14 protein-coding genes and 1 riboswitch are annotated in these 13,857 nt (G+C 49.9%); all 14 genes read left to right on the top strand.

Features of this window, described 5'->3' with window-relative positions:
- Positions 1 to 158: 158 nt before the first annotated feature.
- The 14 genes from K7G97_RS12955 to K7G97_RS12890 all read left to right on the top strand — a co-directional run bounded on the left by K7G97_RS12955 (position 159) and on the right by K7G97_RS12890 (position 13,834).
- Positions 159 to 2,576 (top strand): 3-hydroxyacyl-CoA dehydrogenase/enoyl-CoA hydratase family protein, encoded by a 2,418-nt coding sequence (locus K7G97_RS12955; protein ID WP_223040733.1) that lies wholly within the window; start codon positions 159 to 161, stop codon positions 2,574 to 2,576.
- Positions 2,577 to 2,593: 17 nt separating this feature from the next.
- Complete coding sequence (locus tag K7G97_RS12950; protein ID WP_214852588.1) at positions 2,594 to 3,784, top strand: acetyl-CoA C-acetyltransferase; 1,191 nt, start codon at positions 2,594 to 2,596, stop codon at positions 3,782 to 3,784.
- Positions 3,781 to 5,565: an acyl-CoA dehydrogenase family protein gene (locus K7G97_RS12945; protein ID WP_023469171.1), complete on the top strand. Its 1,785-nt coding sequence runs from the start codon at positions 3,781 to 3,783 to the stop codon at positions 5,563 to 5,565. Before K7G97_RS12950 ends, K7G97_RS12945 begins: the two co-directional genes overlap by 4 nt.
- Before the next feature lie 75 nt (positions 5,566 to 5,640).
- The gene (locus tag K7G97_RS12940) at positions 5,641 to 6,093 is read left to right on the top strand and encodes a DinB family protein (protein WP_223040732.1); all 453 of its coding nucleotides are present in this window, start codon (positions 5,641 to 5,643) and stop codon (positions 6,091 to 6,093) included.
- Between the two features lie 34 nt (positions 6,094 to 6,127).
- Complete coding sequence (locus K7G97_RS12935) at positions 6,128 to 6,490, top strand: arsenate reductase family protein (protein ID WP_023469169.1); 363 nt, start codon at positions 6,128 to 6,130, stop codon at positions 6,488 to 6,490.
- Between the two features lie 64 nt (positions 6,491 to 6,554).
- Positions 6,555 to 6,938 (top strand): glycine cleavage system protein GcvH, encoded by a 384-nt coding sequence (gene gcvH, locus K7G97_RS12930; RefSeq protein WP_029342437.1) that lies wholly within the window; start codon positions 6,555 to 6,557, stop codon positions 6,936 to 6,938.
- A gap of 98 nt (positions 6,939 to 7,036) precedes the next feature.
- A complete protein-coding gene (locus tag K7G97_RS12925; RefSeq protein WP_023469167.1) occupies positions 7,037 to 7,318 on the top strand; it encodes a thioredoxin family protein in 282 nt (93 codons plus the stop codon).
- Between the two features lie 539 nt (positions 7,319 to 7,857).
- Positions 7,858 to 8,496 carry a class I SAM-dependent methyltransferase gene (locus K7G97_RS12920; RefSeq protein WP_223040731.1) on the top strand — a complete coding sequence of 213 codons (639 nt, stop codon included), beginning with the start codon at positions 7,858 to 7,860 and terminating at the stop codon, positions 8,494 to 8,496.
- A gap of 3 nt (positions 8,497 to 8,499) precedes the next feature.
- The gene (locus K7G97_RS12915; protein ID WP_023469165.1) at positions 8,500 to 8,964 is read left to right on the top strand and encodes an S-ribosylhomocysteine lyase; all 465 of its coding nucleotides are present in this window, start codon (positions 8,500 to 8,502) and stop codon (positions 8,962 to 8,964) included.
- A complete protein-coding gene (locus tag K7G97_RS12910) occupies positions 8,961 to 9,884 on the top strand; it encodes a PLP-dependent cysteine synthase family protein (protein ID WP_223042040.1) in 924 nt (307 codons plus the stop codon). Before K7G97_RS12915 ends, K7G97_RS12910 begins: the two co-directional genes overlap by 4 nt.
- A complete protein-coding gene (locus K7G97_RS12905; protein WP_223040730.1) occupies positions 9,877 to 11,043 on the top strand; it encodes a bifunctional cystathionine gamma-lyase/homocysteine desulfhydrase in 1,167 nt (388 codons plus the stop codon). The genes K7G97_RS12910 and K7G97_RS12905 overlap by 8 nt, the downstream gene beginning before the upstream one ends.
- 57 nt (positions 11,044 to 11,100) lie before the next feature.
- Positions 11,101 to 11,205: riboswitch (SAM riboswitch) on the top strand.
- Between the two features lie 78 nt (positions 11,206 to 11,283).
- The gene (locus tag K7G97_RS12900; RefSeq protein WP_023469162.1) at positions 11,284 to 12,306 is read left to right on the top strand and encodes a methionine ABC transporter ATP-binding protein; all 1,023 of its coding nucleotides are present in this window, start codon (positions 11,284 to 11,286) and stop codon (positions 12,304 to 12,306) included.
- Positions 12,303 to 12,968 (top strand): methionine ABC transporter permease, encoded by a 666-nt coding sequence (locus K7G97_RS12895; RefSeq protein WP_064299452.1) that lies wholly within the window; start codon positions 12,303 to 12,305, stop codon positions 12,966 to 12,968. The genes K7G97_RS12900 and K7G97_RS12895 overlap by 4 nt, the downstream gene beginning before the upstream one ends.
- A gap of 32 nt (positions 12,969 to 13,000) precedes the next feature.
- The gene (locus K7G97_RS12890) at positions 13,001 to 13,834 is read left to right on the top strand and encodes a MetQ/NlpA family ABC transporter substrate-binding protein (RefSeq protein WP_223040729.1); all 834 of its coding nucleotides are present in this window, start codon (positions 13,001 to 13,003) and stop codon (positions 13,832 to 13,834) included.
- Positions 13,835 to 13,857 lie beyond the last annotated feature (23 nt).

Here is a 13,857-nt window from a genome sequence, read left to right as displayed (position 1 = left end):
TAACAGGAAAATTTGTCCATTGACTGATTTTTTATTGCTACTGAATCATTATTCATTTATGATGAAGATGTAGAAGAAGCACACCAAAGTCGTTCGGCTTCTTTTTTTGTCAGTATAATGAATGGTTGTTCATTCAATTTAAACTCAGGGGGTATATCATGGCGAGTCAAATCGGTCAGCCGACCACAATCCAGTTGACGAAACACATCCAATTCGCCGTCATCATCGGTTCAGGGGTGATGGGTGCGGGCATCGCGGCACATCTTGCGAATGCTGGCATACGGACATTGATGCTTGATATCGTACCAAAAGAACTTACGGCACAAGAAGAGAAGCAGGGTTTGACGCTGAGTGATCCGCGCGTCCGCTCCCGCATCGCGCGCGATAATCGCGAAAAGCTCTTGAAACAAAACCCAGCACCACTCGCGTCGAAAAAATTGATCGACTTCATCGAGGTCGGAAACTTAGAAGACGACTTAGAGCGTCTGAAAGAAGCAGACTGGATCGTTGAAGTCGTCGTCGAACGACTCGATGTTAAACAACAATTGTTTAAAACGATCGAACCGTTTATTCGGGAAGACGCGATCGTCAGCTCGAATACATCGGGCATCTCGATCGAAGCGATGCGCGAAGGACGCTCGGAATCATTTAACCGTCGTTTCCTCGGGACACACTTCTTTAACCCACCACGTTATCTGAAGTTACTCGAGTTGATTCCAACGTCAGACACGGATCCGAGTGTCGTCGACTTCATGAAACAATTCGCAGAAGAACGACTCGGGAAAGGCGTCGTCATTGCGAAGGATACACCGAACTTCATCGGTAACCGGATCGGGACATACGGTCTCCTCGTGACGATGGATGAGATGAAAAAAGGTGGCTATTCGATCGGGGAGGTCGATTCGGTCACAGGTCCACTGCTTGGTCGCCCAGGGTCAGCAACATTCCGGACACTCGACGTCGTCGGCATCGACACGTTCGTCCATGTTGCGAACAACGTCTATGACTTGTTGCCAGAAGGCGAAGAGAAGGAGACGTTCGCGGTCCCGGCTGAGATGCGTCGCCTTGTCGAACAAGGAGCGCTTGGTGCGAAGACGGGTCAAGGGTTCTATAAGAAAGTCGGAAAACAGATCCTTGAACTTGATCTCGAGACATTTGAGTATGTTGAAAAGAGAGCGCTTACTGAACCGTCGATCGGACAAGCTAAAGCACTTCCGGGCGCAAAAAACAAACTGAAAGCCGTCGTCTTCGCACAAGATCGTGTCGGTACCTTACTCTGGCCGATCCACGCGAAAACATTGCTCTACTCGGCTCAGCTGACAGGTGAGATTGCAGACGACATCAAAGCGATCGACGAAGCAATGAAATGGGGCTTCGGCTGGAAGATGGGACCGTTCGAGACATGGGACGCACTTGGCGTCGAGAAAACGGTCGCGAAGATGAAACAAGACGGTTACGAAGTACCGGCATGGGTCGAAGAGATGCTCGAAGCAGGAAAAACGAGCTTCTATGATGCGTCCGGTCGTCATTATGACGCAACGACACAAGACTACGTCGGAGCAACGGTCAATCCGAAGGAAATCCGCCTCCGTGATGTCCGGAAGTCAAACGGTGTTCTCCTTGAGAACAATGGAGCACGCTTGCTTGATATCGGTGACGATGTCGCGGTCCTCGAGTTCACTTCGAAGAGCAATGCGATCGGTGTCGACATCATGCAGATGATCGAACAGTCGGTCGATCTCGTTGAGAAAAACCACCGTGGTCTCGTCATCGCGAACGATGGCAAGAACTTCTGTGTCGGTGCGAACCTAGCGATGATGCTGATGGAAGCGGAAGATGAGAACTGGTTCGAGCTCGACTGGATCATCAACAAGTTCCAACAATCGATTCAAAAGATTCGTTATGCATCACGTCCGATCGTCGCTGCACCACAAGGAATGACGCTTGGTGGCGGTACGGAAATCTCGCTTCCGGCAGCTCGTCTGCAAGCCGGGCTTGAAACGTACATGGGTCTCGTCGAAGTCGGTGTCGGTCTGATTCCGGGAGGCGGCGGAAACGTCAACACGTATCGTCGACTGTTAGAAAACACACCGGACGGACTCGTCAATATCGAAAAAGCAGCACAAAAGACGTTCGAAAACGTCGCAATGGCAAAAGTCTCAAAATCAGCCTTTGAAGCACGCGAACTCGGATATGTCCGCTCCGTTGATCAGATCTCGATGAACCGGGATCACTTGACGTATGATGCGAAACAACTCGTCCTTGAACTGGACCGGTCCGGCTACACGGCACCGGCGAAAGCGAAGATTCCAGTCGTCGGTCGTGCTGGGAAAGCGACGCTTGAACTCGCGACACGCGAAATGTTCTACGGCGGCTATATCTCGGAACACGATTTGAAAATCGCTAGTAAACTCGCACACGTCATCGCCGGTGGAAACGTCGCCTTCGGTAGCCACGTCGATGAACAATATATGCTCGATATCGAACGGGAAGCATTCTTGAGCCTGATCGGTGAGATGAAGACACAACAACGGATGCAGCACATGCTCGTCAAAGGCAAGCCGCTTCGTAACTGAGGACTGGGGGGATTCGGATGAAGGAAGCAGTAATCGTCGCCGGTGCACGGACACCGGTCGGAAAAGCAAAAAAGGGCGCATTCAAATCGATGCGCTCGGATGAATTAGCAGGCATCGCCATCCAGGAAACGTTGAAACGGTCCGGTTATACGGGAGCGGTTGATGACGTCATCCTCGGATGTGCCTTACCGGAAGCAGAGCAAGGGATGAACATCGCCCGTTACGCTTCAGTCCTCGGTGGATTATCACATGAGGTACCGGCAATCACGATCAATCGCTATTGCTCAAGTGGACTACAATCGATCGCTGACGCAGCGATGAAGATCATGACGGGGCAAGCAACTGCGGTCGTCGCCGGAGGACTTGAATCGATGAGCCAAGTCCCGATGCCGGGTCACGTCGTCCGACCTAATCCGTCGATCGTCGACACGGCACCGGAATACTACATGAGCATGGGGCATACAGCGGAGCAAGTCGCTGCGACCTACAATGTCTCACGGGAAGATCAAGATGCGTTTGCGTTGAAGAGTCACCAAAAAGCAGCGGCAGCCATCGCGGCTGGTAAGTTTGCTGACGAAATCGTCCCGGTAACGGTAACGGAACAATTCGTCAATGATGAACTAAAAATCGAAGAGAAGACATTCGTCATCGAACACGATGAAGGCGTTCGTCCGGATTCGTCACCGGAAGGTCTCGCGAAACTTCGCCCAGCGTTCCGCCTCGGCGGTAGCGTCACAGCAGGGAACTCTTCGCAGACGTCAGACGGTGCGGCTGCTGTCCTCGTCATGGAACGGGAAGAAGCAGAACGCCAAGGGTTACCTATTCTCGGAAAGTTCAAGTCGTTTGCGGTCGGTGGTGTCCGTCCGGAAGTGATGGGAATCGGACCAGTCGTTGCGATTCCAAAGGCATTGGACCTCGCAGGCATCACGCTTGAGGACGTTGGTTTGATCGAGTTGAACGAAGCGTTCGCTTCGCAGTCGCTCGGTGTCATCCGCGAGCTTGGATTAAACGAAGACATCGTTAACGTCAACGGTGGAGCGATCGCCCTCGGTCACCCACTCGGTTGTACAGGAACAAAACTCACATTGACGCTCTTGCATGAAATGAAACGTCGGAATGTCCAGTATGGTGTCGTCTCGATGTGTATCGGTGGCGGAATGGGCGCAGCAGGTGTATTCGAACTAGTTGAAGGAGGAACAGGACAATGAGCCAAACGACAAACGAATTAATCAAAGGTGGCAGTTTTGTATTAGATGAGTTAGCACCAGAACGTCTCTTCACACCAGAGGATTTCTCGGAAGAACACAAAATGGTCGGTGACATGACAGCGAAGTTCGTCGAAGATCGTGTCGTTCCTGTCCTTGACCGGATCGAAAAACACGAGTTCGAACTGTCGGTCGGTCTCCTCCGCGAAGCAGGCGAGCTGGGTCTACTCGGCGCAGACGTTCCGGAAGCATACGGCGGCTATCAGATGGATAAGATTTCGTCTTCGATCATTACGGAGAAGTTCGCACGTGGTCGTTCATTCGCCCTCAGCTATGGCGCACACGTCGGAATCGGTTCGTTGCCGATCGTCTTCTTCGGTAACGAAGAGCAAAAGCATAAATACTTGCCGAAGCTCGCTTCAGGGGAGTGGATCGCTTCGTACGCGTTGACGGAGCCAGGCTCTGGTTCGGATGCTCTTGGTGCCAAAACGACGGCTGTCTTGAACGAAGCTGGTACGCACTACATCTTGAACGGTGAAAAGCAATGGATCACGAACGCTGGTTTTGCAAGCTTGTTCGTCGTCTACGCAAAAATCGACGGTGACAAGTTCACAGCCTTCCTCGTCGAAGGATCGTATCCAGGCGTCTCGACAGGCGTCGAGGAACAAAAGATGGGAATCAAAGGATCATCGACACGGACGTTGATCTTACAAGATGCAGAAGTACCAGTCGATAACGTCCTTGGTGAGATCGGACGCGGTCACGTCATCGCCTTCAACATCTTGAACGTCGGTCGTTACAAATTAGCTGTCGGTGCTGTCGGTTCATCGAAACGGGCGATTGATCTCGCAGTCCAGTACTCGAATGAACGGAAACAGTTCAAAACACCGATCAGCTCGTTCCCATTGATTCAAGAAAAACTCGCGACGATGGCAGCACAGACGTATGCGATGGAAAGTTCGGTCTACCGGACAGGTGGTCTGTTCCAAGACAGCCTCGATCAGTTGTCAGAAGAAGAGAGCAAGGACGGTAAGAAAATCGCCGATGCAATCGCGGAGTACGCGATCGAGTGCTCGATGAACAAAGTCTTTGCTTCGGAAACATTTGATTATGTCATTGATGAAGCGGTTCAAATTCACGGTGGTTACGGCTTCATGGCAGAATATGAAGTCGAGAACATGTACCGTGATTCACGGATCAACCGGATCTTCGAAGGAACGAACGAGATCAACCGTCTTCTCGTTCCAGGAACGTTGCTGAAGAAAGCGATGAAAGGCGAGTTGCCGTTGCTTGCGGAAGCACAGCGTCTGCAACAAGAAGTGATGAGCTTCATGCCGACAGAAATCGGAACAGCACCACTTGATCGCGAACGTCATTTACTCGCGATGATGAAGAAAATCTTCTTGTTGACTGCCGGAACAGCGGTCCAGAAATACCAGGACAAACTCCAAGGTGAACAAGAGATCTTAGCGAACACAGCTGACATCATGAGTGCGATCTATGCGCTGGAGTCAGCAATCGTCCGGACGGACAAAGCGATTGCCGACAAAGGAATCGAGAAGAGCGAACTGAAAGTCCGTTACACGGAAGTCTTCGCACAACAAGCGTTCGAAGCTGTCGAGCGTGACGCGAAAGAGACACTCTACGCGGCAGCAAGCGGCGACGAACTCCGGATGTTGCTCTCGGCGCTGAAAAAATTCAGCCGTTACCAGCCAATCAACGTCATCGGTACGAAACGCGACATCGCAAAACGTCTCATCGAGTCAAACAAATATACGGTCTAAGTCAGGTTTACCGCTTCGCCTTTGCAGGGAAAATCTCTGTAAAGGCGAAGTTTTTGGTTGGAGGAGGAAAACGAGATGCGCCAAGAATTGGTTGAACTGCAATTTGCGATTGCCTACTATCAATCCCTTGAACGTTTGTCGCCGGAAGAATGGGATCTGCCGCTTGCGCTTAATAAGTGGACCGTCCTTGAGTGCGTCAGTCATCTGTATTTATGGGACCGGTTTTATTACGATCATGCCATCTCGAAGTTACCGGATGAACCGTTGACGCTTGTTGAGACAGATTTTGATCAGTTCAATCGACTGGCGGTCGAATATGCGCATCATATCGATCCGCTCGCCTTATTGAAGAAAGCAATCAGCGTCCGGCGTGACATCGTCAATCACCTCGATCGTCTATCTGACGGGCAATTTAAAGCGACCTATGAGGATTTTCAACCGCAAGCCTTCGTCGAGTCGTTCGTTGCTCATGACGCCCATCACCAAGATCAGATTGACGGGGCGCTCGCACGCTTGAAGCAGAAGTGATCCATCTGCTACTCTTGAAGGTGAGGTGAGGAACATGACAAAAACAGTCACGATGTACGGCTATCCGAAATGTAGTACGTGCGTCAAAGCAAAAAAAGCACTCGAACAGCACGGTGTCGAAGTGGATTACAAACATATCGTCGAGGAGACACCATCTGCAACGACGATCCAGGAACTTCATCAAAAAAGTGGAGAGCCACTGAAGAAATTCTTCAACACGAGCGGTCAATCATACCGTTCGCAAGGGATCAAGGACAAACTTCCAGAGCTATCAGAAGACGAGCAATACAAGTTACTCGCAAGTGACGGCATGTTGTTGAAGCGTCCGATTGTCACAGACGGGAAAGACGTCACGATCGGCTTCAAGGAAGAAATGTATCAAGGAAAATGGTATTAAGTTCAGAGTCGATTTTGGTATACTGAACACGTTAGTCCAAATTAGTCCACAGGGGGAATCGGAAATGAGTCAAGTAAAAGACAACTTACGCTATTCGGAAGAACATGAATGGGTCGAAGTATCAGGAAACAAGGCGCGCATCGGAATCACGGATTTCGCGCAACACGAACTCGGGGATATCGTCTTCGTCGAATTGCCTGAAGTCGGGGATACGATCTCAGCAAACGAGCCATTCGGTTCAGTCGAGTCGGTCAAGACAGTCTCGGAATTATATGCACCGATTTCTGGTAAAGTCGTTGCCATCAACGAAAACCTTTCGGATTCCCCAGAACTCGTTAACGAGTCACCATTCGAAGGCGCTTGGATGGTTGACATCGAAATCGAAGATGCTTCACAAGTCGAGGCATTGATGGACGCTGCAGCGTACAAATCGATGATCAACGAGTAATACTTAACGAAAAGAGAGTGAACGAGGCGCTTGCGTTTCGTCCGCTCTCTTTTTTTTGTATACTGACGACAGATACCACGAAGAAAGGAGCGACCGTCATGCAAGAGGTCACGACCGTCCCGGAAAACGGACTATTGTATGTCTATGCACCGATGTGCGGGACATGCGCCATCGCGGAGCGTATGCTTGATATCGTCGAAGCAACGGAATCAGGTCAATCGATTCAGAAGGCGAACGGGAATTTCATTCCGGATTTCTTAGAAGAAGCCCGTGTCATGAGTGTTCCTGCGTTGTTGCGAATTGAAGAAAATCAAGTCGTAGAGCGACTTTATGCTTTCCAGTCCGTTCAAAACGTCTTTGCTTTCTGTCAAGAACGGTAAGAAAAGTCCGACTGGATTTTTCTTTTTATTAAATTGTCGGAATATTTACAATAATCCGTTGACAACGCAGAAATATGAATGGTATATTCATAACAACTTCTAGAAATGCATTATAGGAAGTCTAGCAGAGATGATCGTTCAATACGATTCAAGTCCTGAACCCTTTCTCCCATCCTAAGCCGGTGTATTGTTTCCCCTTAAGTCGTCCCCCAAAGACGAAGCGGTGCAATGAACGGGTGGTGGATCGAAAGGACCGATCAGGAAGTGAACGTAAGCTGGCAATCATGTCGAACAGGCGCCGTCCTCCACGCGGAAGAGCGAACAATTCCGAATGGAGCTGGGTTTTCCTTCGTAGCATTTCTAACCACATTATTCGTGTTGTCGGTTCGCCGGCAACGCCTTTTTTTTGTTTTCTGGAAGTTTTTCGAGCCGGTCGCTTGCCAGGATAGAATCTCCTTGCTACAATGCGAATAAGGAAAATTACTTTAATTCATATCCGATTACTCGGAATTAACTGGTGAGATGGAGGACGACAAGGCATGACAGTACGTTTTATGGATGTTTTCACAGAATGGGCATCGACGTATGACGAGACAGTGACCGGACACGATCCGGAGTATAAAGAGGTTTTTCGTCGATACGATGAGATTTTGGATACAGTAGCGGATAAAGCGCAGTCGCCGGTCATTGAATTCGGAGCAGGCACAGGGAACCTGACACAACGTCTTCTGGCACGTCACGACGCCGTACTCGCCGTCGAACCAAGTCCGGAGATGCGGGCAATCCTAACGGAAAAGATTCCGTCTCTTGAAGTACAGGATGGTCACTTCCTCTCGTTCGAAGCGAAGCAAGCACGCAGTTTTGTTTCGACGTATGCGTTTCATCATCTAACAGATGAGGAAAAGGGAGAAGCGATCGAACTGATGGCATCACATTTACCGGCAGACGGAAAAATCGTCTACGCGGATACGATGTTCGTCTCAGAAGAGGCACGCTTGCAAACGATTCGTGAAGCACGTGCTCAAGGGTTCGACGCGTTAGCGGAAGATCTCGAACGCGAGTTTTACCCATTGATTCCAGTTATGGAAGAATTGTTTACAGCACGGGGATTCACTGTTAAATTTATACAATACAATCACTTCGTCTGGCTCGTAGAAGCCGAGAAAATGGGGGAATAAATCATGGCACTTCAAAAAATGAACGTCGAAAGCTTTAACCTGGATCACACGAAAGTCAAAGCACCTTATATCCGCGTCGCGGGTTATAAAGAAGGTAAAGTTGACCAAGTCGTCAAATACGATATCCGTTTCACACAACCAAACGTTGAGCAAATGCCGATGCGTGCGATGCACACACTCGAGCACTTACTTGCTGAAAACATCCGCAACTACTCGGATGATGTCATCGATGTCTCGCCGATGGGATGCCAAACAGGTTTCTACATGGCGATGATGAACTTCGACTCGGTCGAAAAAATGAGCGAACTCGTTGAGAAGACGTTGAAAGACGTCCTCGCAGCAGAAGAGATTCCAGCGCAAAACGAAGTCCAATGTGGATTTGCGAGCGCACATGACCTCAAAGGAGCGAAGCACTATGCCGAGAAAATGCTTGCCGGTCGTGATGAATGGGACATCGTCTTCGGATGATCGCGAACAACGTCCGCGACCTCGTCGGAAACACACCACTCTACGAGATCACTTCATTCGATTTGCCTGCTGGTACGCGCATTTTGGCGAAGCTCGAATGGATGAACCCTGGGGGCAGCGTCAAAGACCGCCTTGGCATTCAACTCGTTGATGCAGCAATCGAAAACGGACACGTGACACCAGGCGGTACGATCATCGAGCCGACAGCCGGGAATACCGGCATCGGCTTGGCGCTCGCCGCTAAGAAATACGATCTCAAAGTCATCTGTGTCGTTCCGGAAAAATTCAGTCATGAAAAGCAGACGTTGATGCGGGCACTCGGCGCAACCGTCGTCAACACGCCGACTGAACTCGATATGCAAGGGGCCATCGACCGGGCAAAAGAACTCGGTCAGGAAATTCCGAACAGTTACGTTCCGTTACAATTCGAAAACGAAGAGAACCCAGTCACGTATCAGCGGACACTCGGTCCTGAGCTGATTGTGGACTTGCCGCACATCGACTGGTTCGTTGCCGGTTGTGGTTCAGGTGGTACGTTCGCCGGAACAGCGGACTTCTTAAAACAACGTCTCGGTACAAAAGCAGCAATCGTCGAACCGGAAGGCTCCGTCTTAAATGGTGGTCCAGCCGGTCCGCATAAGACAGAAGGTATCGGTACAGCGAAATGGCCAAGTCTCGTTCCGCGTGAACTCGTCGACGAGATTCATACGATTTCTGACCGCGATGCATTTGACGCGGTTCATACACTCGCCGCTCGCGAAGGATTACTCGTCGGTAGTTCAGCAGGTGCAGCGCTCGTTGCTGCGCTTGATATCGCGAAGCGTCACCCCGGCAGTACGATCGTCACCGTCTTCGCAGACAGTGCCGAACGCTACTTGAGCCAACAAATCTTTGAAAAGGTGGACGAAACTCATGCGTAAGAAGACAGCATTGATTCATGGAGGAACAGGTGTCGACCGGGCAACAGGAGCCGTCACACCGCCGATCTATCAAACAAGCACATACAAACAGGATAAAATCGGTCAACTCAAGGACGGATACGAATACTCACGGACAGCGAACCCAACACGGACGAGCATCGAACGATTGATTGCGGATCTCGAGGGCGGTGCACGTGGTTTTGCCTTCGGTTCTGGGATGGCAGCGATCCATGCCGTCTTCCACTTGCTTGAGTCTGGCGACCACATCGTCATGACAGATGACGTCTACGGTGGTACGTTCCGCTTGATGCAACGCGTCTTACCGAAGTTCAACATCGAAGTGACATTCGTCGATACGACGGACCTTGCAGCGACGGAAGCAGCGATCCAAGACAACACGAAGATCGTCTACGTCGAAACACCGACGAACCCGTTGTTGAAAGTTACGGACATCGCAGCCATCGCAACGATTGCCAAACGTCACGATCTTAAACTCGTCGTCGATAACACGTTCGCGACTCCATATCATCAACAACCACTCGCGCTCGGTGCAGACATCGTCTTGCACAGTGCGACGAAATACATCGGCGGACACTCAGACGTCGTCGCTGGACTTGTCGTCGTCAAAGATGATGCGCTCGGCGAAGAGCTTCACTTCATTCAAAACTCGACAGGCGGCGTGCTTGGACCGCAAGACAGCTTCTTGCTCGTCCGTGGTCTTCGTACACTCGGTATACGGATGGATGCGATCGAAGAGACAGCCCATGATCTCGTTGCGTTCCTGCAAGCGCAAGACATCGTCTCGAACATCTTCTACCCGGGACTTGCATCGCATCCTGGTCACGAGATTCAAGCGAAACAAGCGACTGGATTTGGTGGGATGATCAGCTTTGATGTCGGTTCAGCAGCGAACGCAGAAAAACTCGTCGAGGCGACACACTTCTTCACACTCGCTGAGAGTCTTGGTGCCGTCGAGAGTCTGATTTCCGTTCCTGCACGGATGACGCACGCGTCGATCCCAGCAGAACGTCGGGCAGAACTCGGTATCACGGACGGTCTCGTTCGGATTTCAGTTGGACTTGAAGACGCGGAAGATTTGAAAGAAGACTTAACACGTGCTTTCACGTTCCTCGAAAAAGTTTCTGAAAAAACTGTTTGACAACAAAAATAACCCCTGCTAATATTCAGAATATATTCTACAAACTTAATACCGAAACTCTTATCGAGAGTGGTGGAGGGACTGGCCCGATGAAACCCGGCAACCGCGGATCTAATCCGAAGTGGTGCTAATTCCAGCAGACAAAAGTCTGGGAGATGAGAGCAAATGGTTTTGTGTACTGGAAAGTGCGCGCGTTTGCTCTAAAACGCGCGCACTTTTTTTATTTTAGGAGGGACAGTTGTGATTCGTTTACAAGACGTAGGAAAGATTTATCGCTCAAAGCGCGGAGCGGTCGAAGCCGTCGCGAATGTCGATCTGACAATCGAGCGCGGTGAAATTTTTGGAATAATCGGTTATTCCGGAGCAGGGAAATCGACCTTGATCCGATTGCTGAATATGCTCGAGGCACCAACGAGTGGTTCGATCCAAATCGATGGTGTTGAAATGACATCACTCAAACCTAAGGAATTACGAGGCGTCCGCAAGAATGTCTCGATGGTCTTTCAGCACTTCAACTTACTATGGTCACGGACGGTTGAAGAGAACATCATGTTCCCACTCGAACTCGGTGGCTTCCCGAAAGCACACCGTAAGGAACGGGTTGCGGAACTGATCCAACTCGTTGGTTTGGATGGACGCGAAAAAGCCTATCCGTCGCAATTATCCGGTGGTCAAAAGCAACGTGTCGGTATCGCTCGGGCACTGGCATCGAACCCGGATGTTCTCTTATGTGACGAGGCAACGAGTGCACTCGATCCGAAGACGACGGACTCAATCCTTGAGTTACTCGTCGACATCAATGAAAAATTGAAACTGACGATCGTCTTGATCACACATGAGATGCACGTCATTCAAAAAATCTGTCACCGGGTCGCCGTCATGGAAGCCGGTAAAATCGTCGAGCAAGGACCGGTCGCAGAAGTCTTCCGTCATCCGAAGCAAGCGATGACGAAGGAGTTCGTCAAACAATTGACGTCGCCGTCGGAAAACGAGTTGACGTTCGCGAAACTACGCGAACGGTACCCAACCGGAAAAATCGTTCAGTTGACGTTCGTCGGATCTACAGCGGAAAGCCCGATCCTCGCGGAAGTCATGAAGGATTCGCCGGTCCTGTTCAATATCATCGGCGGAAACGTCGGTCAATCACAGGAAGGGGCACTCGGTACACTGTTCATTCAGTTGATCGGGGAAACAGAAGCAACACAAGCGGTCATCACGAAGCTTCAAGCCAGTGATGTTGAAGTGGAGGTGGATCACCGATGATTTCATTCTTTGACAACCTAGACTGGGACATGGTGTGGGAAGCGACAGGCAGTACCGTCTATATGACGGCAATCGCTGGTGTTTCGACATTCGTTCTCGGTTTGATCATTGGTTTGCTATTGTATGCGACAAACGAAGAGTTATTGTTCAAGAATCGGGCGTTTTATTCAGTGTTGAGCTTGATCGTCAACGTCTTCCGTTCGATTCCGTTCATCATCTTACTGATCTTATTGATTCCATTTACGACAGCGATCGTCGGTTCGTTCCTCGGACCAACGGCAGCATTACCGGCACTGATTTTCGGTGCTGCACCATTTTACGGTCGGATGGTTGAACTCGCGTTACGTGAAGTCGATAAAGGTGTCATCGAGGCAGCTGAATCGATGGGGGCGACGAAGTTCCAAATCATCTATAAAGTCTTAATCCCGGAAGCGTTGCCTGCCATCGTTTCTGGTATCACGGTCACACTCGTCTCACTTGTCGGTTATACGGCAATGGCCGGAGTAGTCGGCGGAGGTGGACTTGGGGACATGGCCTTCATCGAAGGATTCCAGCGTTCTCAAAACGATGTCATCGTCATTGCGACACTCTTAATCTTAGCGATCGTCTTCGTCATCCAAATCATTGGTGATTTGCTGATCCGTGCGATCGATAAACGTTAATTCAAAACTTAATCATATTGGAGGAATCATTCATGAAAGTTTGGAAAAAATTCGTAGGTACTGCCGCTGTATCCGTCTTAGCAATCAGCCTTGCTGCATGTGGCGAAAAATCATCAGGATCAGGTAGCGACGACAAAACACTTGTCATCGGTGCTTCAAACGTACCGCACGCTGAGATTCTTCAGCACGTTAAAAAAGAATATGAAGCAAAAGGTTACAAGCTTGAAATCAAGAAGTTCCAAGATTACGTACTTCCGAACAAAGCACTCGCAGCGAAAGAAATCGATGCGAACTACTTCCAGCACGTACCGTATCTTGAGCAACAAGAGAAAGAAAACAAATCGTATAAGTTCGCGAACGCAGGTGGCGTTCACGTTGAACCACTCGGTATCTACTCGAAGAAATACAAGTCACTCGATAAGTTACCAAACGGTGCAACGATCCTGACGAGCTCAAACGTCGCGGAACGCGGTCGTGTCTTGACGTTCCTTCAAAACGAAGGATTGATTAAACTCAAAGACGGTAAAACGACAGATGCACAACTCGGTGATATCGCAGAGAACCCGAAGAAACTTAAGTTCAAGACGAACATCGAAGCATCACTGCTTCCGCAAGCTTACAAAAACAATGAAGGCGACGCCGTCCTCATCAACACGAACTATGCGATCGATAACGGTCTGAACCCGTTGAAAGACGCGATCGCTTCAGAAGATGAGTCGTCACCATACGTCAACATCATCGTTACACGTGACGGCGATGAAAAAGACAAGCGTGTCACAGCACTTCTTGACGTTCTGCACGAAAAGAAAAACCAAGATTGGATCCTCGACAAGTACAAAGGTGCGGTCGTTCCAGTCAGCAAATAAGTTCACCGAAACCGGCATCCTTC

Origin of the sequence: Exiguobacterium acetylicum, from assembly GCF_019890935.1 — a bacterium.
Lineage (GTDB): Bacteria > Bacillota > Bacilli > Exiguobacteriales > Exiguobacteriaceae > Exiguobacterium_A > Exiguobacterium_A abrahamii.
The sequence above is the reverse complement of the archived record's forward strand: the minus strand, read 5'-3'. Positions and strand labels throughout refer to the sequence as shown.